19 protein-coding genes are annotated in these 23,847 nt (G+C 54.7%); 8 read left to right on the top strand and 11 right to left on the bottom strand.

The genetic code is table 11. From position 1 onward, the window contains the following. Positions 1–178: 178 nt before the first annotated feature. A complete protein-coding gene (locus ABHF33_RS04675; RefSeq protein WP_348945856.1) occupies positions 179–922 on the bottom strand; it encodes an LOG family protein in 744 nt (247 codons plus the stop codon). A 189-nt stretch (positions 923–1,111) separates the two neighbouring features. Between ABHF33_RS04675 and ABHF33_RS04680 the strand changes: the two genes are divergently transcribed. Then, on the top strand, positions 1,112–2,572 hold the full coding sequence (locus ABHF33_RS04680; protein WP_348945857.1) for an NAD-dependent succinate-semialdehyde dehydrogenase: 1,461 nt from the start codon (positions 1,112–1,114) through the stop codon (positions 2,570–2,572). A gap of 234 nt (positions 2,573–2,806) precedes the next feature. Here the strand turns inward: ABHF33_RS04680 and ABHF33_RS04685 are convergent, their stop codons facing one another. Then, positions 2,807–3,796, bottom strand: coding sequence for a hypothetical protein (locus ABHF33_RS04685; protein ID WP_348945858.1), 990 nt, complete (start codon positions 3,794–3,796; stop codon positions 2,807–2,809). Between the two features lie 256 nt (positions 3,797–4,052). Here ABHF33_RS04685 and ABHF33_RS04690 point away from each other — a divergent pair, with 256 nt between their 5' ends. The 5 genes from ABHF33_RS04690 (at position 4,053) to ABHF33_RS04710 (ending at position 9,165) form a co-directional block, all read left to right on the top strand. Further along, positions 4,053–5,270, top strand: coding sequence for an MFS transporter (locus ABHF33_RS04690; protein WP_348945859.1), 1,218 nt, complete (start codon positions 4,053–4,055; stop codon positions 5,268–5,270). Beyond that, on the top strand, positions 5,270–5,536 hold the full coding sequence (locus tag ABHF33_RS04695; RefSeq protein ID WP_348945860.1) for a phosphopantetheine-binding protein: 267 nt from the start codon (positions 5,270–5,272) through the stop codon (positions 5,534–5,536). The genes ABHF33_RS04690 and ABHF33_RS04695 overlap by 1 nt, the downstream gene beginning before the upstream one ends. Positions 5,537–5,694: 158 nt before the next feature. Then, positions 5,695–6,768: a polysaccharide deacetylase family protein gene (locus tag ABHF33_RS04700; RefSeq protein WP_348945861.1), complete on the top strand. Its 1,074-nt coding sequence runs from the start codon at positions 5,695–5,697 to the stop codon at positions 6,766–6,768. A gap of 107 nt (positions 6,769–6,875) precedes the next feature. Continuing rightward, the gene (locus ABHF33_RS04705; RefSeq protein ID WP_348945862.1) at positions 6,876–8,597 is read left to right on the top strand and encodes a carbohydrate-binding protein; all 1,722 of its coding nucleotides are present in this window, start codon (positions 6,876–6,878) and stop codon (positions 8,595–8,597) included. 160 nt (positions 8,598–8,757) lie between these two features. Then, entirely contained in the window at positions 8,758–9,165 is a 408-nt protein-coding gene (locus tag ABHF33_RS04710) for a YkgJ family cysteine cluster protein (protein ID WP_348945863.1), read from the top strand. Positions 9,166–9,214: 49 nt separating this feature from the next. Here ABHF33_RS04710 and ABHF33_RS04715 read toward each other — a convergent pair whose 3' ends face one another. The 6 genes from ABHF33_RS04715 to ABHF33_RS04740 form a co-directional block, all read right to left on the bottom strand. Next, positions 9,215–9,463: a hypothetical protein gene (locus ABHF33_RS04715; protein ID WP_348945864.1), complete on the bottom strand. Its 249-nt coding sequence runs from the start codon at positions 9,461–9,463 to the stop codon at positions 9,215–9,217. A gap of 126 nt (positions 9,464–9,589) precedes the next feature. After that, a complete protein-coding gene (locus ABHF33_RS04720; RefSeq protein WP_348945865.1) occupies positions 9,590–10,630 on the bottom strand; it encodes a GGDEF domain-containing protein in 1,041 nt (346 codons plus the stop codon). Between the two features lie 110 nt (positions 10,631–10,740). Beyond that, positions 10,741–13,044, bottom strand: a complete 2,304-nt coding sequence (locus tag ABHF33_RS04725) for a glycosyl hydrolase family 18 protein (protein WP_348945866.1) — start codon at positions 13,042–13,044, stop codon at positions 10,741–10,743. 119 nt (positions 13,045–13,163) lie between these two features. After that, positions 13,164–13,958, bottom strand: a complete 795-nt coding sequence (locus ABHF33_RS04730; protein ID WP_348945867.1) for a phytanoyl-CoA dioxygenase family protein — start codon at positions 13,956–13,958, stop codon at positions 13,164–13,166. Between the two features lie 839 nt (positions 13,959–14,797). After that, the gene (locus tag ABHF33_RS04735; protein WP_348945868.1) at positions 14,798–15,268 is read right to left on the bottom strand and encodes a hypothetical protein; all 471 of its coding nucleotides are present in this window, start codon (positions 15,266–15,268) and stop codon (positions 14,798–14,800) included. Positions 15,269–15,704: 436 nt separating this feature from the next. Beyond that, entirely contained in the window at positions 15,705–16,481 is a 777-nt protein-coding gene (locus ABHF33_RS04740; RefSeq protein WP_348945869.1) for a hypothetical protein, read from the bottom strand. Positions 16,482–16,864: 383 nt separating this feature from the next. Here ABHF33_RS04740 and ABHF33_RS04745 point away from each other — a divergent pair, with 383 nt between their 5' ends. Both ABHF33_RS04745 and ABHF33_RS04750 read left to right on the top strand, forming a co-directional pair. After that, positions 16,865–17,791 (top strand): endonuclease/exonuclease/phosphatase family protein, encoded by a 927-nt coding sequence (locus tag ABHF33_RS04745; protein WP_348945870.1) that lies wholly within the window; start codon positions 16,865–16,867, stop codon positions 17,789–17,791. Between the two features lie 496 nt (positions 17,792–18,287). Beyond that, positions 18,288–19,610, top strand: a complete 1,323-nt coding sequence (locus ABHF33_RS04750) for a hypothetical protein (RefSeq protein ID WP_348945871.1) — start codon at positions 18,288–18,290, stop codon at positions 19,608–19,610. A gap of 542 nt (positions 19,611–20,152) precedes the next feature. On the opposite strand, the gene ABHF33_RS04755 is transcribed toward ABHF33_RS04750, so the two are convergent. Genes ABHF33_RS04755 through ABHF33_RS04765 form a run of 3 tightly spaced genes read right to left on the bottom strand, consistent with a single transcriptional unit; the run spans position 20,153 to position 23,743 of the window. After that, positions 20,153–21,754, bottom strand: coding sequence for an ATP-binding protein (locus ABHF33_RS04755; protein ID WP_348945872.1), 1,602 nt, complete (start codon positions 21,752–21,754; stop codon positions 20,153–20,155). Further along, positions 21,747–22,463, bottom strand: a complete 717-nt coding sequence (locus tag ABHF33_RS04760) for a response regulator (RefSeq protein ID WP_157669378.1) — start codon at positions 22,461–22,463, stop codon at positions 21,747–21,749. Before ABHF33_RS04760 ends, ABHF33_RS04755 begins: the two co-directional genes overlap by 8 nt. Then, positions 22,460–23,743 (bottom strand): ABC transporter substrate-binding protein, encoded by a 1,284-nt coding sequence (locus tag ABHF33_RS04765; RefSeq protein WP_348945873.1) that lies wholly within the window; start codon positions 23,741–23,743, stop codon positions 22,460–22,462. The genes ABHF33_RS04760 and ABHF33_RS04765 overlap by 4 nt, the downstream gene beginning before the upstream one ends. Positions 23,744–23,847 lie beyond the last annotated feature (104 nt).

The raw sequence follows: 23,847 nt of genomic DNA on the forward strand, positions 1-23,847 counted from the left end.
GCTGACAAAGTGGAAAGTCACCATTTTTTAAGTCTCGGCAAAGCCGAGCCTAAAAATAAGGCCGTAAATCTGCAGCCTTGATGTTTTATTCCCACCCCTCCCGTCCCCTCCTTGAGGGGAGCCTCGCTTCGCGAGCGGGGTTTGTCATTACCAACAGCATTGATTGACGTGGGAAAAATCAGCGCGGTGGCGAGGTACGTTTCGGGTTGAGCTGACGATCGACTTCTTTCCAGCGCGCATGATGCTCGCGGATCAGGTGGATGGCGTCTTCAATCGTATCGACGACAATCGGAATCTGCATATCCACCGGGCTGGCCAGCCCCGCCTCGTTACTCACCATATAGTGCTGCGCCCAATCCACCAGCTCGTGCCACATTTCGCCAACCAGAATTAGCGGCGTGTCGTATAGCTTGCGTACTTGCAAGAGCTGCCAGACCATTGATAACTCGAGCAGCGTACCAATCCCGCCCGAAGTCACAATAAACGCGTTCGAGCGCAGGATAAAATGGTGCAGACGCGAGAAAAAGGTCTTGTGCTCGAACACGCGGCCAACAAAATCATTCACATTCTGCTCGAAATCCAGATCAATCCTGATCCCGACCGACGCTTCGGGTTTATTGGGTGCGCCTTGGCTCGCGCCTTCGTTAGCGGCCTGCATCAGACCGGGGCCGCCGCCAGTGACAATATGGCAACCCATGGCAGCCAGCTGCGCAGCCAGTTGCTTGACCGCTTCATAGCGCGGGGTGTTTTCCTCAATCCGGGCCGAGCCGAAAATGGTGACATGATAATCCGGCGTATGCGCCGGGCGCAGGCGGGAAAGATCGTCAACGGCATCCCACAATTTGAGGACCGCCTCGCCAACAATATCGAGCGCCTCTTCGTCGTCAATCACACCGATTGGTTTGTTATAAGCGTTGATCATATAAGCCCCTGTTCTTGTATTGTCGAACTACGACACTATCAGCTTAGGCGCAAATGCGCCTACTTGTAAGTCTCTGTAGCAAAGTTTTGGTTCAACACCACTCCCTCACTCCAACGCAGATGCCGCCTTGCCGCAAAGCCTGCCCGGCTTTGGTTTACAATCGCTTCATCCTTTTGCCGCCGGATCATCATGCCCAAGACCGCCACACCCCTGCCCTTGCAATGCCCCGAGCTGCTGCGCCACAGCGGCCTGATCAATGGGCAATGGCTGCACACGCAGGCCACAATGAGCGTGAATAACCCCGCCAATGGCCAGCTTATCGCCGAAGTGCCACGTATGGATGCCGCGCTATGCCAGCAGGCGATTGCCGCAGCAGAAGCGGCGCTACCGGACTGGCAGGCACGTAGCGGCAAGGCGCGCAGCCAGCTATTGCGGCGCTGGTTCGAGCTGATCATGCAGCATCAGGACGATCTGGCGCTGATCATGAGCAGCGAGCAGGGCAAGCCGCTTGGCGAGGCACGCGGCGAAATCGCCTACGCGGCCAGCTTTATCGAATGGTTTGCCGAAGAAGCCAAGCGCATCTACGGCGATGTCATGCCCCATCCGAATGCAGGCCAGCGCATTCTGACGCTGAAACAGCCTGTGGGCGTTTGCGCAGCGATTACCCCGTGGAATTTCCCCGCTGCCATGATCACCCGCAAAGTGGGCCCGGCGCTGGCCGCGGGCTGCACCATGATTGTGAAACCGGCTTCGCAAACGCCGCTGACCGCGCTGGCGCTGGGCGAGCTGGCCCAGCAGGCCGGCATCCCGGCTGGGGTGATCAATATCATTACCGGCAGCGGGCGCGAGCTGGGTGCGGTGCTGGCACAAAGCCCGCAGGTGCGCAAACTCTCCTTCACCGGCTCCAGCGAAACAGGCCGCGCACTGATGGCCGCTTGCGCGCCGTCGATCAAAAAGCTGTCGCTGGAGTTGGGCGGCAACGCGCCGTTTATGGTGTTTGAAGACGCCGATCTGGACGCGGCGGTGGCAGGCGCGATCGCTAGCAAATTTCGCAACGCCGGGCAAACCTGCGTTTGCGCCAACCGTTTTCTAGTTGCCGATGCAGTGTATGACGATTTCGCCGCACGGCTGGCCACGGCGATCAGCCAGCTTCATGTAGGGTATGGTCTTGAAAGGCAAAGCCAGATTGGCCCACTGATCGATACCCCCGCAGTCGAAAAAGTTGAAGCGCATATTGCCGACGCCTTGCGGCAAGGCGCCAAGCTGCGCTACGGCGGCACGCGGCATGCGCTGGGTGGCACGTTCTTCACGCCGACCCTGCTGACAGAAGTGCCCGCCAGCGCGCTAATCAACCACGAAGAAACCTTTGGCCCGGTGGCCGCGCTAGTGCGCTTTCACAGCGAAGCCGAGGCGCTTGCGCTGGCCAATCACACCGAGTTCGGGCTGGCCGCGTATGTGTATACGCAGGATCTGGCCCGCACTTTCCGCGTCGCCGAAGCCATCGAAGCGGGCATGGTCGGCATCAATACCGGGCTGATCAGCAATGAAGTCGCGCCATTTGGCGGCATCAAACAATCGGGGCTGGGGCGGGAAGGATCAAAATACGGGATAGACGAATATCTGGAAATCAAATATCTCTGCCTGGGCTAAGGGCATCCGGCAGGCAAAAAAAACCGCACCAGAATAGTCCGGTGCGGCAAGAGGATGGAGACGGTAGGCCGGAAGTGATACGCACTCCCCGCCGAAGATCAGTGCGGTGCAGGTGTTGCACTGCGAAAATCGCACTGTAATCGGCGTCCTCCTCTCTGACCATAAGCAATTGTCGCATCAGTAAAATACCTGAAACCACCAGCCCGGTTTATTTAATACCTTTACTCAATATCCTTACTTCTGCTGCTGTACCTGTTGCTGTCTTTGCACGGCCATTTTCAGCGCGTTCAGCTCGGCAGCGGGCAGATCGGGGCTAAACGTTGCGCCACCCATGCCGTCGGCCTTGAAGGCAATCGGCAGGCTCATGGTTTTGCCGCAGGCTTTGCCCACCCAGATTTCCTGCCACTGGCCACGTACCATCATCTGGCGCGTGGGTTTGGGCAGATTGAGCGTCAAATATTCGCCACCCGCTACTGGCTTGCCGATTTTGAAATCAACCGGCGTGATGTCTTCGTTAGTGCATTTGGCCTTGGTCGCCAGCTGCTGAAAGGCTTCGGTGACCACCGGGTCGCGCATCACTTCGCGGCGCAAATTCAGCGGGGCAATGCTGTTGCCAATCTCGCTGGCACGCGCCCAGGCTTCCTTGTTCGCACATTTGCGATACCAATTGGCGCGCTCCTTGCTGCCAAACGCGGTCACCGAGCTGGCAATATCGTTGCACACCGATTCAATCGCCAGATGAAAACCCTGCTGCGCTGATTTATACATCAGCTCGGCAGCGTAACGCTCGTTTTCACGCTCCTTGAGCGAGCGCTTGGCCAGCGCCTGATAACGCGCCTCATCAATCCGGCCGTTGGCCTTGGTCAGCCCCTGCATGGCTTCCTGCTTGAGCAGATTGGACAGCAGTAACTGGGCTTCGGGCTTATTTTGCGCAACCAGCGGATCGATCAGACTGCGGGCAGCGGGGATATTTTTGCTGGTTCCCTTACCTTGCATATACATCTGCGCCAGCAAAATCTGGGTTGAGAGGCTGGCGCTGCCTTTTTTATGCTCGGCGCTGGCGATATTAAAAGCTTGCTGGTAATCGCCTTTTTCGATTGCGGCGTTCAGCTGCACTTCATTGGCCTGTGCGCTTTCCATCGTCACGCTGCCGATGGTTAGCACGGCGGCCAGAATGGTGAGCACTGAAGTCGCTTTGTGCGTTGCGGTAGCAGAAATAGTCATTGGGGTCTCCATCCTCGGGTTACGGTTTTATTGTGCGGCTATCTTACTGTAGTCAGCGCACTTCGCCTACAAAGCCACAACAAAGCCGACTCAGGACAGTCTCCAAACCGTTTGAAAACCGATGCTGCCGCACACTGTTAGCATCGGCCCTCTGCTTTGGGCTGAAACTGGTAAAAATGCGGCTAATGGCCGATGATGGCTATCCAGCAGAATGCAGACTGCCTATCATGCTGACATTGTTGATCGAGACCCCCGTATGAGCGCCACACCTGCCCTATTTCGCAATCGCAACTTTATCCTGCTCTGGCTGGCGTCGATCGTGGGCAATTTTGCGCTCGCCGTGGCCATGCTGGCAGAAACCTGGTTTGTCGTAAAAACGCTGGGCGCCAAGGAGCAGCTGGGGATCGTCATGATTGCCGGATCGGTGCCGCGCATTGCCTTGATGGCTATTGGCGGCGTATTGGCCGACCGGATGCGGCGCAGCCGGATTATTCTGGTTTCGCTGGGCTCGCGGGTACTGATGCTGTTTGCGCTGGTGGGTTTGTTGGCGATTGGCCGGCTTGATATCTGGGCGCTGACCGTATTTGCGTTTCTCTACGGCGCACTGGATGCCTTTTTCTGGCCCGCGCGCGATGCGCTGATTCCGGCTATCGTGCCCGAGCGCGATTTAACGCGCGCCAATTCTGTCATGCTGACTACCAATCAGGTGGGTCTGGTCTTTGGCCCGGTGCTGGGCGGGATTTTACTCGCCACCCTGAGCTACGAAGTGATATTTGGTCTGACCGGCGTGATGCTGGCTTTGGCAACAGCCTGCATCGGTTTTATCAATGAGCCTTTTGTCGCCAAAATCCGCCAGCATGGCAGCACCATGCTCAGCGAGCTGAAAGAAGGCGTGCAATACGCAATCAAAACGCCGGTGCTGCGCGCATTGATGCTGGTCTATGCGGCAGCCAATCTGCTCTTTATGGGCCCGCTGGCGCTGGGCATCCCGATTATTGTGACTGAAAACCTCAACGGCGAACCGGCCACGCTGTCTTATCTGCAAAGCGCCTTTGCCGCGGGCATGGTGATTGGCGGCATCTTGCTGACCATGTATCCGCCAAGCAAAAAACGGCTGCTGATGATTACCGTGATTATTGCGCTGGAAGGCGTCTTGCTGGCCATGCTGGCACACACGCACTGGGTCTGGATTGCCGTCGCCATTCAGGCGCTGATCGGTCTGGGCGTGGCGGGCAATAATGTCCCGATGATGTCGCTGATCCAGCAGTATTCGGACAAAGATAAAATCGGCCGCGTGATGAGCCTGAACAGCATGGCCTCGATGGGGCTGACGCCGCTCTCATATGCGATGGTGACGGGGCTATTATCGCTGCACCTGTCGATGGCCTGGATCATGCCCATTTTCGGCCTGACCATGGCCGCGCTGATGGTGGTGATGACACTGCAAATGGCGGTGATTCGCGAGGTGGATTGATGGGGCTGGATGCGGTCGAGCTGATCGTCATGGTCGAACAGGAATTTGCCATTCGTATTGCCGACCGGGATGCAGCCCGCATTTTGACGGTTGGCGAGCTGTGCGATCACGTCGTACTGTGCTGCATGCAGTCACACGGCCTGGCCGCCCCGAGTGCGACGAATATCGAGCAGCGTATCAGCCGGATACTGGTGCAGCAATTACACATCCACCCAGAACAAATCCACCGTGCAGCGCGCTTTGTCGACGATCTGGGGCTCGATTAACGTCGTTATTCATGAAAAACGCCACAAAACACACCGCAGCAAAATATTGATTTTAAAGACAAATATTTAGAATCATCGTCACCGGTGAATTCCACTGGCATGACAATTCCCAAATCAGCAGCGTGCGCGCATAGTGGCATCCATCAACAAGGATGCCCATGATGAAAGCCCACGATTTCGTACTTGCGCTGCTGGCCTTTGCGCTATTTGCCATGCTGGCTTTTCTGCCAATGTTCTCGCACGCAGGCAGCTTGCAGGTCCACACCTGGCAAGGTGGGGCCAAAGCCGCGCACACCATTGCGCACGACGATTATTGCAGCGCCAGCACCACCGGGATAGAACAGTACGCGCTGCCTATTCTGAATGCGCGCGGACTCAAGGCCAGCCTGGGGCTGATTGCCGGCAGCTGCACCGATGCACAATGGCAAACGCTCAAGGAACGCGTGGCGCAGGGGCACGAATTATTCAACCACACGCTCACCCACCTAGGCATGCTCGAGCCCGGCTCGCTGGCACCGATCAGCGGCTGGGATAACGTCAGGGAAATCGTCAGCGCCCAGCAACTGGTGCACAGCAAGCTGGGCTACACCATGCACTTTGTCGCCTTCCCCAGCGATCTGGCCACCCCGCAAGCCAAGGCCTTTGTCGAAGCCCAAGCCGAGATTCTGGGCGCGCGCGCGGCCAAGCATATTTACGATGGCAAAGCCGCCGGGCTGAATGACGCCAACCAGCTGCAGCCGTATTTTGTGAAATGGGATGGCTACTGGCGCGATGGCAAATGGTCGCTCTACAAACCGGCGCGCGGCAATATGCTAATCCAGCACGTTGACGCCGCGCTGGCCGATGGCAGCTGGAGCTATCGCACCCTGCACGGCGTAGCCGATAGCTCTTGGGAAGCCGCGCCAGTGGATCAATACACCGCCTACGCCGATTACCTAGCCGCCAAAGTCAAAACCGGCGAGCTGTGGGTGGCTGGCCCCAGCGATATTATCCGCTATCAGGTAACCCGCACGCAGTGCCCGCTAAAACTGGATGGCAACACCATCAAGGCCAGCACCAGCAATCCGCTGTGCAGCCGTTATGGCACGGCACTCACGGTGGATGTCCGGCTCGACGCCGGGCAAGAAGGCACATTTATCCAGCAAGGCAAAGCCCTGCCCACCCAGATGCTTGACGCATCCACCGCCCGGCTGGCGATTAACCCTTTGCTGGGTGATGTAAAAATTCAATAAGGGTATATGCCGACAGAGCATAGCCCAAAAAGATTACCGGCCAATACCCCTTTGATTCGGCCTGTGGCCGGTACAGCCGAATCAAATCAATAAAAAGGATGGAGAAGATGCAATCAAAGCAATTTGGTCGTGCCTTAATGTTTGCGCTGCTCACCAGCACAGGTTTGCTGGTGGGCACCGCACAGGCGCTGAGCCCAACGCCCAACCCGACCGCCGTTCCCGGCTATCCAAACTGGGAAAGCGCCAGCGTCTACAACGGCGGCCAGCGCGTTAGCTACAACGGCACAGTGTTTGAGGCCAAATGGTGGACGCAGGGTGACAATCCGGCGCAATCGGGCGAATGGGGCGTGTGGAAACGGATCGGCGACGTACAAATCACGCCAACGCCGGTGCCAACCGCCACTTCAGGACCGACGCAAACGCCATCACCGACCCCCACGGTGTTTATGACGTCCAAACCAACGCTGGCACCGACACCGACGGCAACACCCACCGTCAACACAGGCAACTGGAACGCCGCCACAGCCTACACGGCCGGGATTGAAATCATTTACAACGGCCGCCGCTATCGCGCCAAATGGTGGGTACAAGGCCAGGCGCCAAACCCCGCCGATCCTTGGGGCCCGTGGGAAGATCTGGGGCCTGTGAGCGTACAAACCGCAACACCATCGCCAACTGCGACGGTATCACCTTCGCCAACACCATCATTCTGCCCGCCTATTTCACCACCAGCGCCACCACCGGGCTTTTACTACGAAGTGGATAACAGCGTTTGCCCGGCACGCTACACGCTGGTAGGCCCGAAAGAAGTGCTGCAAGCGATTGAGCCCAGCACATGGAAAAACGGTGCCAAAGGCGCGTACTCGCTAGTACACGATGATTATTGTTCAATGCCGGACAATAAAGACCCCTACATCCAGATCATGAATCCCGAGCTGAAAAAACGCGGTCTGGTTGCGGGCTTTGGCATGATTACCGGCAGCTGCTCGCCGCAACACTGGGCTGCCGCCAAGGAGATGATTGCCAACGGCCATGAAATCATCAGCCACAGCCGCTCGCATCCGAACCCGTATATTGCAGACGCCGAGGTGGACGTTCAGCTCAACGGCGCTGCAGCCGACATCGCCGCCAATCTGGATGGCTACCAAGCCAGCTATTTTGTCTGGCCGGGTGATGCTGCATCGACGGTCAGCACGGATTTCCTGAAAAACAGCACGCAATACATCGGCGGCCGCGCATCGCATCTGGTGGCCAATGGCAATGTAGATTACACCACGATGCCCGCTGGCGTGAATGCGGCCAACTTTGACAACCCTTACCGCATCAAGTGGGATTTGTTCACCGTTGACGGCAAGTGGTCGCTCTACCCGATGGGCAGCGAAATTCTCAATCTGCACATCGATGCCGCCATCAGCCAGGGCGCATGGACCACGCGCACCGCGCACGGCGTTGATACCGGCTACTGGGAAACGATTCCACTCGATCGCTATCTGGCTCACTTGGACTACGCGCAAGCCAAAGTCAATAGCGGCGATCTGTGGATGGATACCCCATCGAACGTGATCAAATACCGCTACGCGCGCGAACATTGCAAGCCCACCCTGCTCAAGGCGGAAAACATCATCCGCTTTGACAGCAGCTCGGCGCAATGCCAGAAATACGCCACGCCGCTGACGCTGAAACTGAGCACCCTGCTCAATGCGGGCTCGGTTGCTGCCCAGCAAAACGGCAAAGCACTGTACGCCAGAAGAACGGCAAACGGTGTCTTCCTGACGGTTGACCCGCTGGGTGGCGATGTCAAACTCAGCGCCGTGCCAAGCTATTACTAATCGCTATTACTAAGCGGTGTACTGACGCCAGCACAGACTGGCGCAGCGCATAAAACCCCATCCATCCCCACCGCCCGGCTCACCACTGGGCGCGTGGGGATTTTTTCATCGCCCGGCTCATGCTAAGCTGCGCGGCTTGCTAGTCAGGGTTTGCTGCGTTGTGGTTACACTGAAAAAACGAAACGTAATTACCGTTACCGATCTGGGGCGGACTGAAACCTGGGTCAAGTTTTACAACGGCCTGTGCGACGATTGTGTCGGCAGCTGCTGTACGATGCCGGTGGAAGTGAAGATTGTCGATCTGATCCGCATGGGCGTGGTCGATGAATTTGACGCGGTTGAGCCCGCCAAAAACATTGCCAAACGGCTGATGAAGGCGCGCATTATCGAGCATTTCAATTTCAAAAATGAAATCTACACGCTGGCACGGCGCAGCAATAACGACTGCATTTATCTGCACGAAGAAACGCGCCGCTGCACCATTTACGAAAACCGCCCCAATACCTGCCGCAAACATCCACAGGTAGGCCCACGCCCCGGCTTTTGCGCCTACAATCAGAAAAGATAGGTATATCGCTACAAGCCAATTTCAGATTGGCCTACAGAGCAATACCCTATCATTTCCATTGCAAGCTTTCTTTATCCCAATCGTCGAGTAATTCGGTCTCGGCCTCTTCGCGTGCTTTGGCTGCTTGCTGCCTTTGCTGGCTGGCGCTGGCCAGCGCCGCTTCATATTCGGCGCGCTGCGGATCGCTCATTTCCGGTTTGAGTTTTTCTAGCGTGGCCGCTGCGCGATAGGACGGCAACGGTGCCGGGTCGTGCAAGGCTTGCAATAGTGTATTGAGCTGGCTGGGGCTAACGGGCATGAGTGGCTCCTGAAAACGGCAAGGAGCAGCCAAAGCTGCTCCGTGGATTGATGGTTGGGATTGGAACTGGATTGGTAATGTTGAGAATTTAAAATTGAAAGCTGAAAACGATCCGCACTCGCGCCGTTAAAACAGCTCCTCGCCGCCGCTCTCAATATTGACTTGCGGCAGTGTATCGTAAAACACCATCTGGTTTCTGCCGCCTTCTTTGGCGGCGTACAGCGCCTGATCGGCGCGCCCCAGCGTAATGCTCAACACTTCATACGGCCGGATATCGGTAATGCCGCCACTGATCGTAACCTGATCAATTTGCGGAAAACGATGTTGCTCGACCTTCTGGCGAAAGCGCTCCAGCGCCAGCAAAGCACCTTCACGCGTTTGCGGGCCCAGAATAATGACAAATTCCTCGCCACCAAAGCGGAACAGCCTATCATTGGCGCGAAAGCAGGTGCGCATCAATTGCGCCATAATCAGCAGCACCTCGTCGCCGTATAGATGCCCCAGACGATCATTGATCCGCTTGAAATGGTCGATGTCGAGCACCACCAGAAAGTAATACGCCAGACCGCTTTCCTGCCGCCGCCCGGCTTGCAGTGGCTGAACCCCGGGTAGATTTTGCAAGGCGGTGACGATCTTGAAAAATTGCCGCTCCAGCGTTTTGCGGTTGAGCAGGCCGGTGAGCGTGTCGGTTTCACCGTAATCGAGCAAGGCAATGTGATTTTCGTAAATCCGCGCCATGCCTTGCAGCATACGGAAATCCGAAGGCACCAGCCCTTTGTCCAGCCGCAAATCCAGCAAGGCATACACCTCGCTCTGCCGATGCAGCCCCAGAATCACGCGGCTGCCGTTGGCATCCATTTGCAATGAGCTTTCCGACACCAACGCACCATGCAGCAGCGGGTCCACCTCTGCCGCCTGCCCCTGCCCGGCATGATGAAAACTCTCGGCGGCATGCTGGCGTATGCCATTTTCATCAAACTCGACCAGTAGCGCCAGACGGCGCTGCTTGGGGCCGGCCAGCGTGCGATAAAACCGCAGAGAGGCGCAGGGCAGCATTTCGTACAAAGTCAGGCACATACTGACCGCCAGATCATCCCGGTCGGTCAGGCCGGTAAATTCGGCCAGAGACTGCACCAGATCCTGCGGGGATTTACTATTGAGTGGCATAAACCGCTCGCTTGCGGGTGGGCATGGGTTTTAACCATAGTCAGACGCCGCCAGCGCCGCAATCTCAGCGCCCAAGTTTATGGATGTCTGGCTTAAAAAGCCAAGACGCGCTAAACACGCTGCGGCTCGGCAGCATCGCACGGGGCAAACCAGGCTGGAAAATCGAGGCGCAGGCGCGGCAAATACTGACGCGAGACGGGGATCAGCTCGTCACCAATCAGCAGGCACCAGCCCTCACGTCCGCGTTTTTGCGCGGCGCGCACTTTTTTGGGGTTGACCAGATAGGAGCGGTGCACCTGAATCAGCACACTATCGTCAAAATACAGCCGGATCGCGCGCAGGCGCAGCGTGATATACGCCGGGGCGCGCAAATCTTGCGCCACAATCGCGCTATAGCCTTTTTCGGCGCGGATAAACTGCAGCTTGTCACGGCGCGAAGCAATTTCGTACAGCTCGGCGAGTAATTGCGGCTGTCGCCCCAGATCGTACAAAGAGCGGCGCACCGCGCCCAGCTGATCGAGCACGCTGCGGTAATAGTGCTGCTCCGCTTCACTCAGCGGCGCTTTAAATTGCACATTGAGCTGATAATCATCCAGCTGTACGCTGAGTGACTGATCACCAAGACTCGCCATCGCCACTGGCTCGTCGTCCAGCTGCTGCACCGCCGTGGCCTCGATCAGCGGATCATCAGCCAGAAACTGCATCGTCAGCTCCAGCATTTTTTCCAGGCTGCGCTGCTCGGACAAACGCTGGGCAAACTGGCCAAATGCCACCACGCGGCTGGCATCCGGTGCTGGTGTGGGCCTGCCTTGTCCGTCTTGTTGAATGCTCAGAGCGGCCGCCGGATCAGCCTCTGCCCTTTCTACCGCTACAACCTCGGTATGGGCAGTGGCGTTGGCGCCCGTATCTGGTCGCAGAGCCGCCAGCTGCCAGGCGATACGCTCGCTCGATTCGCGCCAGAGCTGCAGTTGTTGCTCGTAGGCACGGGATTGCGGCGCATCTGCCAAGGCCGCAGGCGCGGCCAGACTGAGCTGGTGCAGCTCGCTCAACTGCATGGGCAGCACATCGACCACATTTTTGATTTGCCGGATATGCAGCCATTGCAGCTCATCCTGCCGCGCGCGGCGATGACGGACAAATAGTGCAATCGCCCCACCCAGCAACAGTAAGCTAAGAACCGCACCGGCCAGCAAATCCACCCAGGCCGGGTGATGACGCCACCAGTAGCTCAGATCATTGCGCACCGAACGCGGCCAATCAACCGCCTGTTCGATCTGGCGCAGCAAGCGATAATCACCGGCATCGCTAGTGATTTCCCATAGACCCAAACCCAGCAAACCGTGCTGACGGGCATAAGCCAGCTTGGCAGCCAGTGCGCGTGGCGTTTCAATACTGATCAGCTGCTGCTGCGAGGCACTGTAATAATAGCTGACTTGCGCTTGCTCATCCCAATATTCAGCAAAGCCCTGCCCCAGCTGCAACGCGGCCATTTCATCCTGGGAAAAAATGCCGGTTGGCCCGGTTTGCGCATTATCCCACGAGCCCATACTGACGCCGCCATGCGGTTGAGCCAGACCCGCATTGTGGGCGGCGACGCCATTAAAGCGGATACCCTGGCTGGGAATCATCAGCGCCAGCTTGCCTGGCGGCAAGCCATACTGCTTCAGGGTATTGACTGCAACATCAATGCTTAATTGGCCCGCAGGCATATACAGTGGGGATTTATGCGAAGTTTTATTGCTCCATGCCCCGACAAAATCAGTCGCGATCAGCATCACATAATCGGTCTGCCCGGCCAGCGCAGCCCAAGGCAGGCGGCCGATCTGAGCGGGCTGCACACCGCTAGTGAGTCCGATAATCAAATTGCCCTGCGCGGCGCGCAGCTCAGTGATAAAGCGCAATAAATTGGCACCATCCTGCGGGCTGACGCTATTGCCATCGCGCCCCAATCCGGCGGGAAAACGCCAGTCAATTTCCACCCCGTCAAAACCATGCGTGCGCAGGAAAAGCAGCGTCGATTGCACCGCACGCTGGCGCAAAGCCGGGTCGGCCAGCACGCTGGAAAAATGCGCCGAGTAATTCCAGCCGCCCACCGCCAGCACGGTTTTTAACCGCGGATAGCGCGGCTTGTAGGATTTAAGCAGGGCATAATTGCCGCGCAGCAAGGTGCCATCGGGCTGGGTATAGGGTTTGTTCAGATCGGCAAATGCATCGCCAGCCTGCAATTGCCCTTGCGGGTCAAAGTAGGCAAAGGCATAGGTCAGCTGATCGAGCCGCTCCAGCGGCAAATCGGCCAACGCCTTGGTCTGGCTATAGCTAACCCAGAAAGGGTAATAAGCGAAAACACGCTCAATCGCCTGCACCGGCGCAGCCAGCACGGCATAAAAAGCGCACACAATCAATAAGTTGCGCACCCGCATCTCCATCCATCTGTAGATAGGCAAAAGTTGGCATCCGAGGCATAACAAGATGCGAATTTCTGCTTCTTCGATTCACGATCTGGCGTCGTGATTGGAGGCGCTAGCTTACAAGCTTATCGCTGGATTGACCATGAAATACCCGGCAAACTGGCCGAGCGCGAGCCAGACTGTGGCGAATTGTCACTGGCGTGATAGCTGAACACCAGGGAGTACTTGGTTTGCGTCGTGCTATTACGGCTGGCGGCGTGAAAAGTGCGCGCGTCAAACAGCACGACATCGCCCGCAGAGAGCGTAGGAAACTGGGCTTGTGCCACCCAGCTGGCCGCATCGGGATGGGTGGGCAGCAAAAATTCGCGCTTGTCAAAAGCGTCTTCGGGAAAAGCGGCCAGATGCGAGCCTGGAATAAAACCCAGCCCGCCATTGGCCGGTGATTCATCACCCAGCGCCAGCCAGCTCGACACCAGCTCGGGGCGCGCAAAACGCCAGTAGCGCACATCGCGGTGCCACAAGGTATCGCTGCTAAAGCTCGGCTGCTTGGTCATCAGGCTATTGTGGTGCGCCTGCGTCAGCGTAATTTCATCACTAGAGAGCAAATGGCCAATCAGTTGCAACACGGATGGCTGCCCTGCCCAATCCATAAACACCGGATCACGCGTCGCCATACCACGCAAACGCCGGATGGTTGAGCCGCCCTGCTCATCACCCGACTTGGGCGCGCCCGGGTAGCCCAGCTCGGCCTCCAGCTCCAGCGGCGGTAGACGCAGCTCAAGCTGGCGCATCGCCTCAGACCGAATCGCTGCCACCTGATCGGCTGGAGCAAAACCGCGCAAAATCACCACACCATCGTGCGCAAACGCCGCAGCAATCGCATTCACATCGCTAAAATCGGAAAAAGAAATAATCGCCACAGTCATCATCCACAAAGCAGGGCTCGATTGTACTGCAATGCCAGACACAAGCCCATGCGCAAATCCCCATCATTGCTAGCCATACAGCGTAGACGGCGATGAATCCCAATGCAGGTTAACCCAAGATTTCAGCGACAAGCTGGGCGGTTTTTTCATGCGACGCCTTGCCTGCTGCCGCATGCGATAAACCGGCCGTTTCGCCGGCCTAACGAGCAAGGGCCGGGTCTTGCTCCGTCCCTTACAACCCCCGCGCGGCTCCACGGGCAATCTGTGTTAATAAATTCAGGGGTATATCAACCAAGCCAATGACAGGGTTGATCATCAGAGCAACACAATGGCATGTATATATACAATCATCGTCGAGCGCATGGTCTACCCTGCAGCAGCGCCGAGCGAGGAATAAGCGGCAAGGGAATTCGGCGGGCTCTGTTTTGTTAAAGCCCGCCGCCTTGCCGATTGTCCGCAGCGAGGGCATCGGCGTAGCCGACGCAGATGCCGGGGGCTGCTTTGGGGTGCAGGGGTATTTGCAGAAGCAAATACCCCTGCACGTCTGCGCGGCGGAACGCGCACCAAAAACATCGTGCCGTAGGCACTGAAAATCATTACAATCATTGAAATTAAATTAACTGCAATCGGCCAATAAGTAGTGTTGCGTAACCGATTGGAGAATTTCCGGTTTGCCCTTCATAAGATGATTGTGTTCATTGACATCACCGCAACACAAGGGCAAAGATTTTCCATTCAGTTGCAACAGACTACTTAGTTACGCATAGTTTTAATGAATTGATTGGAGCTGATGAGTAAGCAATAATTATTCCAATCTAATTATGCAGCCTTACTTATTTATTTTTGTATCGATGTGCACTGCGGGCAACTTTATTTATATTAAATGCGATGTAAAAAATAATGGTCACCTGAATGATGGAATTGTGTACAAGTTCAATGGCATCACTTGCGTAGAATAATTCCTCTGCATACTTGGATTGCAAAGCAACAATAATGATTTTGGACGGTATCAGTAAAAGCGCAATAATACGGATGTAGACAACTAGGCTGATTGCTATATATCGGTTAAGGAATTTTTGCCCCTGATCTCCACCATTGCATGTGTAGATAAAATAAATGCCAAGTAAAGAGATCATTCCACTAATAAGCTCGCCCCAAATATTAATGCTGTTCGTTACTGAAATTTGAATGATGCTTAAAGCATGGAGGGTGGAAGATGCAAGCAAGTATTTGAATGCATCCCTTTCGGGAAGATCTCCTGCAATAAGTTGCTCATTTAAATTTTCAATTTTCCAAATGTACATATTTTTGCCTTATGTGTGACAGGTCGTAGGGTGCGAAATGCACAGCGTTGCGCACCATTTCACAGTCCCGCCGAGTGCGCACGGCGCACCCACATCGCTCAAACCGCGCATGAATTTACAGGCGTAGCTAAAGTAAACGGTGTATTTTCTAACTTATCAAGTCCTTCAAACTCAAGCACGTAGCTAGTGACCGCCAAAATTAAACCCCACCTTCGCGTATATGGGCTGCCTGACAGAGCTGAAACGCGATGCAGGTGGGCGATTTGAAATCACCGAAAGTACTTTTGCCCGCAATAACCAAGCATTGAAGGCAAAAGTACTAACGAACTAATCGGTGATCGTATTCAATTACTGGGTTTGCTCAGACCCGCAAGACCTGTAGAGAACAACACAAAGACAACTTTGAGGAGATGGTGCAGAAGGTATGTGTGTCCGCTTAGAAATAAGATGACAGGATGCCATCAAACAGGGCACTTCCATCCCCATTCGAGATTTCCCCCGCCATCCCGACGGTGGATTGCACAATAATTTGTGCCAAAGTCTGATCATCATAAATCGGTGGGCTGGCTGGATCTTCAAATACCGACTGCAACAAGGCAAAGTATTCGCTCACATACTGTGGGTACAAATCAGGGCGTGCTTCAATGGCTGTAATATCGTGCTTTGTAATAAAAGCATTGATAGCTTGAATCTCACTGTAATCAATTGCCTGGATGGTTTTAATGACGGTACCGTAATACACGGATTCCAGATTTGCTGTGGTCGCTGCGAAACCGGCGTGCCCGGCAATACCCAATTCAGTACCGGAAAAATACTGATCTGCTGCCCCCTGATAGCTTGCAGGGTTAAATAAGGCGTAATAATTAGCATCGTTGGAAAGATTATCCAGCGCAGCTTTACGCAAAGACTCTGTAGAGAGCACGCCAGAATGGGTATTCATGGTCACTAGCGAGGACAGTGCCGCCATATCCTCAGGCAGAAACTCGCGAGAATCCGCTGGGGGGGTCGTATCCACAATGCTGCCGCGCAATTGAAAACCAGCTAAACCTTGGGCGGTGAAAAAATCTTCAACCTGCTGCGCCGTTACACCGGGGACGACTGGCGCTACAATCTCAGCCAGCATATTGCTATTGAGCCCAATGCTGCGGGCTGTATTAAAAACTAAAGCCGGATCAGAGAGGTGAGACATAATCCAGTCTTTCGCCTGATCCATCGTGACCTGATACTGATTCAATAACTGTGCTGCGCTCATAAGTGAAAATTATTCCAAATGTGTGAACTGAATATACGCCGGGCTCACCAACTTGGATGACCGCGGCAACGGCCTGCAAATTACTTTCACAAAGAGTAACCAAACACACCAATTCGGGTCAAATTTTCTTCGGATTAATTGAAAATAGCCCTTGCAGTGTGCGCCACGCGCACGCGATGCTACGTCATGGCGCGCAACACTGCGTGTTTCACACCCTAAGAGCACTTTCTACTTGGGGTCGAGAGCTGCCACCAAATTTACCGGCCTGCCTGTTTCTTTGATTCACGACACTGCCGCATCATCATCGCTTGCCTACAACCTTCTGAGTGATTAACGACACCAAGATGATCAAACAAAGCACTTTCTGGCCGCGCCTACGCTGCCAGTTGGCACATCGTGCATTATGGCTGGCCTTACTGGGGCTGCTGCTGACAAGCTTAGCAGGGCTGACTTGGTGGCTAGAGTTATTTAGCCATTTTCCGCCGATTCATCTGCTCCTTGCCATCGCTGGCTTGCTGCTCGCCAGCAGCCTGCGGGAGCGGATTTTTGGCTTTGTTTTAGTGACTCTAGTCGGTGCAGTATATGGCTGGGCACTATATACACCAAGCCCTACAGGGGCATACCACCCCAGCACAGCGATTGCCTTTAATCTGCTCATTTCCAACACACAATACCGCAACGTCGAGCAATGGTTAAACGCGCAAGGCGCGGACGTCATTTTGCTAACCGAGGCCACAACTGAGTGGCAAAGCCAGTTGAGCATCTTACGCCAAACGCTACCGCATGGCTGTGCGGCATGGGAAGACAACCCGTTTGGCATTGCGCTCTTGCTCAAGCACGCGCCGCGCCATTGTGAAGTGCGCTTCTCCCCCGCCATACCTCAACAATATCCACACCTGCGGGTCGAGCTGGCTGATGGTTTAGTCGTGTACGGTATCCATCCCCCGCCACCACTGGGCGCCGAATTAGCCGCGGCGCGAGATCAGCAATTGCGCTATTTGGCGCAACAAATCGCGCAGGAATCGGCGCCAGTGTTGGTGTTGGGCGACTTCAATATCACGCCCTTTTCGCCGATTTATCGAGCGTTTCGATCTCAAGCAGGTTTGGCTGAATTGGGCTTCCAGCTCGCGCCAAGCTGGTCACCCATCATTGGCTGGCCGCTACTGCCGCTGGATCGCGCCTTGGCACGCGGCATCAGCGCACGATTAACAATCGGTCCTGCCCTGGGGTCGGATCACCGGCCGATTATGGTGCAAATACCAGCCTTGTAGGTACGCCGTGCGCACGTTGGGTAGATGCGCGAAATGGTGCTCAACGCTTCACGTTTCACACCCTAGCTGGAAGCTAGGGGTATATTCACCCAAGCCAATTCAAGACTGGCCTAGAGCACTACACATAGGCGGGTATATGCCGCACTGGTGAAGCTGGGGTTTGAATTCCCGTGTAGCGAAAACCGCAGCAAGGAGAGAGACAAACGGCTGTTTCGTTTGGAGCTGGTCACGAAGGACGAAGCAAGGGCAGCGCGGAGCGCTTTGAGCCCGGGTCGCTTTTGGGGTGCAGGGGAAATTGGCGAAGTGCGGGGTCCCCGCAAAGTCGCAGACTTTGTGGGGTGCAAGTAAAGCCCCCTGCCTGTCTGCGCGGCGGAACACGCACCAAAAACATCGTGCCGTAGGCACTGAAAATGATTACAATCGTTGAAATAAAAATGGCTGCAATCGGCCAATAGCGGAAGTGAAATTTCTCAAGAGTACACGGATGGAATCAAGTGTGAGTGAATTAAAAAATATTGAAAAACTAGTCTTTTCTTTTTTCTGTGATTCCTCAGATTACAATGGAATTCCGTTACGAAAGGTCTCGCAAGACTTGGGTTTGGATTATGAGGAGTCAATTGACCTCATAAAAGAGCTTGTGAAAGCTGAGTTTGTATCAATTCAATCAAGCACAAACCCGCACATTATTGGCTTTAAGCACCATCCAGTTAAGTATCAATTAGAGATACTTGAACACGCAAAATCAATCAAAGTGGAAAAGCAGTTATTTGGTAACTTCGAACTAGCAGTAGAGCAAACCGAATACCCTATATGCCTATACCCAACTCCAAAATATGCCAAAGAAAATCGATATACTGATAAGTATGGCTACGCAAAATATAGCGTTGAATTAGCGTTATCAGAACCTCAAATGAGTTTCAGATTTTTTGAAACAGATATTCTAGAGCGCTACTCGAATGAACCTCGATTTGATTTCGAATTTAATGATTTTAGTGGACAAATATCATGTAAATATGATGATAAAGGCAATCCAATACTTCGAGAAGAAGATCAAATATTTTTAAAATCATTTGGTTTGGGGTTTGATTCATCCGGCGCTAGGGTTATAGCGGTTTTGCTTTGTGATTTAGGCAGGCTTTCTTCTGAACATCAAGTTGCTTGGAGCGCTAAAGAAATTCCATGTACAGAATGTAAAGTACTTGAGGATTATTCTAATAACCTAATTTTCGGGCAATGGATAACATCAAAATCTGTTTTCACCGCATTGATAGATGAAATAAATGCCATCTACAAACTGACAGAGTCAATTTTTGGTGTGCCACTTTTTCGTAAAGAGCTTGATGGTGAGCATCGCCCTAAAAACTTCACTTTTTTCTTTTCACCTACATCCAAAAATTACTACGACTTCATTAATATTCTTGATAAATATCTTTCAGAGAATATTAACAAGTCATTTTTTGAAGGCACGCTAGAGTTAGAAGAATTGAAGCCCATTGGCAATAACATTGTTGAGCGAGTCCAAAAGGGAACTTTGAGGCTCTTAGAGGAATGGGTGGCTAAGTCATTTCGGTTTCCAGATGACTCTTTCCCCAAAAAAACGTTGAAGCCTTTGAAGGATGTAAGAAATGAGAGGCAAAAACCAGCTCATACAGTAATTGAAAATAATTATGATTCTAATTTTATTGATAAACAAAAGAAAATAGTTGAAGCATGTTACATTTCAGTAAGTAGTTTAAGAAGAAATATTCAAACTCACCCTAAGGCAGAAAGCGTTGAGTTAGGCGCTCTCATAGACGATGAAAGAGTTAAGTATTTTTAGTACAGAGTAATAAAATTTTAACATTTGCTTAAACAGACAAAACAGCTAGCTTTTGCTCGTTCCTCGCTAATTTTATTGCCCGTTAGCAAAGCGTAAGGGTGCTTGGTTCGTTCTTTTCTGGTGTATGGGTACCTAGTTAAGTAGTGTTGCGTAACCAAATGGAAAAGATTTAACTCCCCCGGCATGGATGCCGCTTGTTCATTGGCTTTGCCACGGCATGGGTTCGGAGTCTTTCCATTTGGTTGCAACAGACTACTTAAAAGCGTTGTTTATAAGTGCGTCGTTTTTATTGCTGTTTTGGGTTACTGGTGGTTTCGTGCTCAGCGCGCTGGTGGCTTTTTAGTTTTGGGTCGCGTTGCCTGCTTCGCTCTTCTCACCAACCCCTAACAAGGCATTTAGCCGGACTGGCCGGGACGCGGCATCTTCATATCCATTACCAGCCACTCATGGCACCGAATACTGAGTGTCGGCAATGGGTCGATACCCGCCAAAATGGCTTTACTTGCCAAAAGGTTAGTAACAGTCTTACCTTTTCATCACACTCAATCCGCTGGCAGCATAATCATCGCCTGCAATCCGCCTTCGTGGTGATTGCTCAGCACCAGCTCGCCGCCGTGCGCCTGGATGATGTTGCGGGCGATGCCCAAGCCCAGCCCGTGGCCGTGGCTATTGCTGTGGCGGCCGTGCTCTAGCCGCACATAGGGGTCGAACAGCGTATGCAGGGCTTCTTCAGGTACGCCGGGGCCGTGGTCGCGGATGATGATCACGCATTTGCCCACGCCTTCAAACACGCTGATTTCGGCGCTTTGGCCATAAAACAGCGCATTGTCGAGCAGATTGCCGATGGCGCGTTTCAGCGCCAGCGGTTTGCCTTTGACACGCAGGCCGCAGCGGGTGAACGCCACTTCGTGGCCAGCCAAGCGCGCGTCGCGCACCATGCGCCCGAGCATGGCATCCAGACTAATCGCCGTGTGGTTTTCGTGAATATCGGAATCGCGCACGCTTTGCAACGCGCCCTTGACCATCATGTCCAGCTCATCCAGATCTTCGTGAAACTCGGCGCGCGTGGCGTCGTCATCCAGCATTTCGGTGCGCAATTTCAGCCGGGTAATCGGCGTGCGCAAATCGTGGCTAATCGCAGTAAACAGTTTTTCGCGGTCTTCCAGATAGCGCACAATGCGCTCGCGCATGGCGGCAAAGGCTTGCGCGGTGCGGACAAACTCGACGCTGCCGGTTTCTGGCAACACCGGAGATTCGCCCTTGCCAAAGGCTTCGGCAGCATTCGATAGCGCGGCCAGCGGGCCGGTAATCCAGCGCGCCACCACCCAGCTGAGCAGCAAGACGGTGAGCAAGGTGACAAATTGCAGCAGCCAGCGCTCGGGCGGCAAGGGATTGCTGTTTTCCAGAAAAAACGGGTCGGGCATCAGCGTGGCCAGATACAGCCATTGCCCTGGCTCGAGTTGCGCCTGAATCACCAATACGGGCGCGGGGCGCGGCTTGATCAGCAGCGTGTTTTTGATCCAGTGATCGGGCAGCTCGGCAATCAGGGTGCCATCATTATTGACCGCCAGCTTGTCAGGCCAAGCAAAGCTGACGCGTACAGCATGCAGCTGCGGCAGTTTACTGGAAATATCCTGATGTATTGCCTCCAAAACCACATTGGACAAGGGCTCTGGCTCTATACCCTCCAGCTCAACCAGATCACTATTGGCGCTGATGAAAAAACGTGTCCCGCCGATTTCGCGGATCTGCTCGATCACCAGCTGGCGGTAATTGAGCGGCAGGCTGTGAAAATAGCGGATCGCGCTCACCGCGCCCGACGACAGATGCAATGAAGCCTGCCGCACTTCCTGCTCGGATTTACCCTTGAGATAAGTAGCCCAGATCAGATTACCCAGCAGCTGCGACGCCAATACCCCCAGCGCCATCACCAGCAGAAAGCGGGCCAGCAGGCTGGCTGGCAACAAGCGCTCCACCCAGTTGGGCGCGCGGCGGCCAACCCAGCGGCCTATCCAGCGACCGATCTTGCGATCAGACAAAAGGGCGGGCTGCTCATTGCCCTCAGTGCGCCAGCGCGCCGTGCTGGGGCTGGCCAGCTCCTGCCCGGCTTCGATCATCGCCGCCGTAATGCGCGGTTCAGACATTGCTCAGGCTCACCTCGGCCGACAGCACATAGCCTGCGCCACGCACCGTTTTAATCAGGCTGGGCTGCTTGCCGTCATCCGACAGGCGCTGGCGCAAACGGCTGACCTGCACATCGAGCGAGCGATCCAGCGGGCCAATGTCGCGGCCGCGCGTTTCTTCGGCCAGCTGGCTGCGATCCAGAATCTGCCCGGGATGCTCGAGAAAGAATTTCAGCAGCTGGAAATCCAGCCCGGTCAGCTTGACCGAATCGCCGCTGGGCGAATGCAAAGTGCGTTCAACCGTATCGAGCGTAAAGCCGACAAAGCGGTAATAGCGCCCGCCCGTGTGGGCATTATCCAGCCCGGCGCGGCGGTGGATGGCCTTGATGCGGGCGAGCAATTCGCGCGGGTTGTAGGGTTTGGCGATGTAGTCATCGGCGCCCAGCTCCAGCCCGACAATACGGTCGGTGTCATCCGAGCTGGCTGTGAGCATAATAATCGGTACATTGCATTGCTTGCGCACGGCCTGACACAGTACAAAGCCGTCGGTATCGGGCAGCATCACGTCCAGAATCACCAGGCTGAGCTCGTCGCGGCAGCGCTCGAATTCTTGATGAAAGCTCTCGCCATCGTGCGCGAGGCGCACTTCGTACTGATTGCGCTCCAGATACGCCTTGAGCAGCATGCGCGTTTTTTGGTCATCATCGACGATCAGGATTTTTCGCGTCATTCCATATTTCCTTCTTGTATATTCAGAGCCCGCACCATGGCCGACATGCGCTGCTGGTAATCGGCCACGCTGATCCTGTCGTCCAGGTAGAACTTCTGGATTTGCGCCACGATGGCGTCTTTGAATTTTTCGTCGGTGGCCATGCGGTGTACCAGGCTGGGCGCCTGCACCACTTTGCCACGGTTAAATGTCTGCCAGGAGCTGGCGGCACAACGATCGAGCGCGGCAATGGCTTTGGGGTCCAGATCACGGCGCACCGGCACCGAGCCTTTAATGCGGTTATAGCCCTGCTGCACCGGCATGGACACCATCAGTTGCGCCACCTTTTCCTGCACGGTTTGCTGCGAATAATCGCCGCTGAACATCACAAAGCTATCAATGCTGTACAGATGATATTGCTGGGTATTGGGCACGGTGGTGCAAGCAAAATCGGTGTCGAGCTTTTGGCCCATACTCAGCAATTCACCTTTGAACCAGTCACCCATAATCACCATGCCAATTTGTCCGGCGGCAAACTGCTGGGCCACGTCGGTCCACGATTGCTCGCGTGGCAATTTGCCAGCACCCACATGCGTATAGGTGCGCATCTGGCGCAAGCGATTCAGAGCGCGGGCAAAGCGCGCATCCAGATAGGCGGTGGCGCTGCGCTCGACAAAGACATCGCGGTAAAAAGTGGGCCCGCCTTCCATCAGCACCAGCGTTTCAAACAGTGTGGCCACCTGCCAGGCCTCGCTGCTTTGCCCCAGCGGAATAATATTGGCCGCGGCCAGCCGCAGCGCTGCGCGTTTGAAATCATCCATGCTGCGCGGCTCGGGCAAACCGAGCTGGCGAAACAGGCGAACGTTGTAATACAGATTATTGATCCGGTGCAGCCCCAGCGGTGCCGCCACCGTGTGTTCGCGGTGCATCAGCAAATTGCTGACCGTGGGCGAGAGCGATTTGTGCCAGCCATGGGTTTTGGCCACCTGATCAAGCTCCAGAATCAGCCCCAGATCGGCCCATTCGGCAATCGCCGGGCCAATCAATTGCGCTACCGCAGGCTGCTTGCCGGCCAGCACACGGCTTTTGAGTACACGCATTGCGCCAATACCGCCACCACCGGGAATCGCAGCATCGCGCCACTCGATTTTTTCTTCGAGTAATTTACTTTGCAAAAACCGGGTCGCGCCGCGCTCGCTGGCGGAAGTCCACCAATGCAGCACATCGACCGATTCGCTGGCGCAGGCGTTGGCACAGAACAGCAAGCCCAGCACACTGATTTTTGCTTTGTATTCAAACACCTGTTGTGTACTCCACCAAGATGCGGTCACTATATCGTAAGCAAGGACAGTAAATTGTAATAAAACATCACATATTCTTGCCGAACCCTAACACGATTCACACT

Origin of the sequence: Chitinibacter sp. FCG-7, from assembly GCF_040047665.1 — a bacterium.
GTDB classification, from domain to species: domain Bacteria; phylum Pseudomonadota; class Gammaproteobacteria; order Burkholderiales; family Chitinibacteraceae; genus Chitinibacter; species Chitinibacter mangrovi.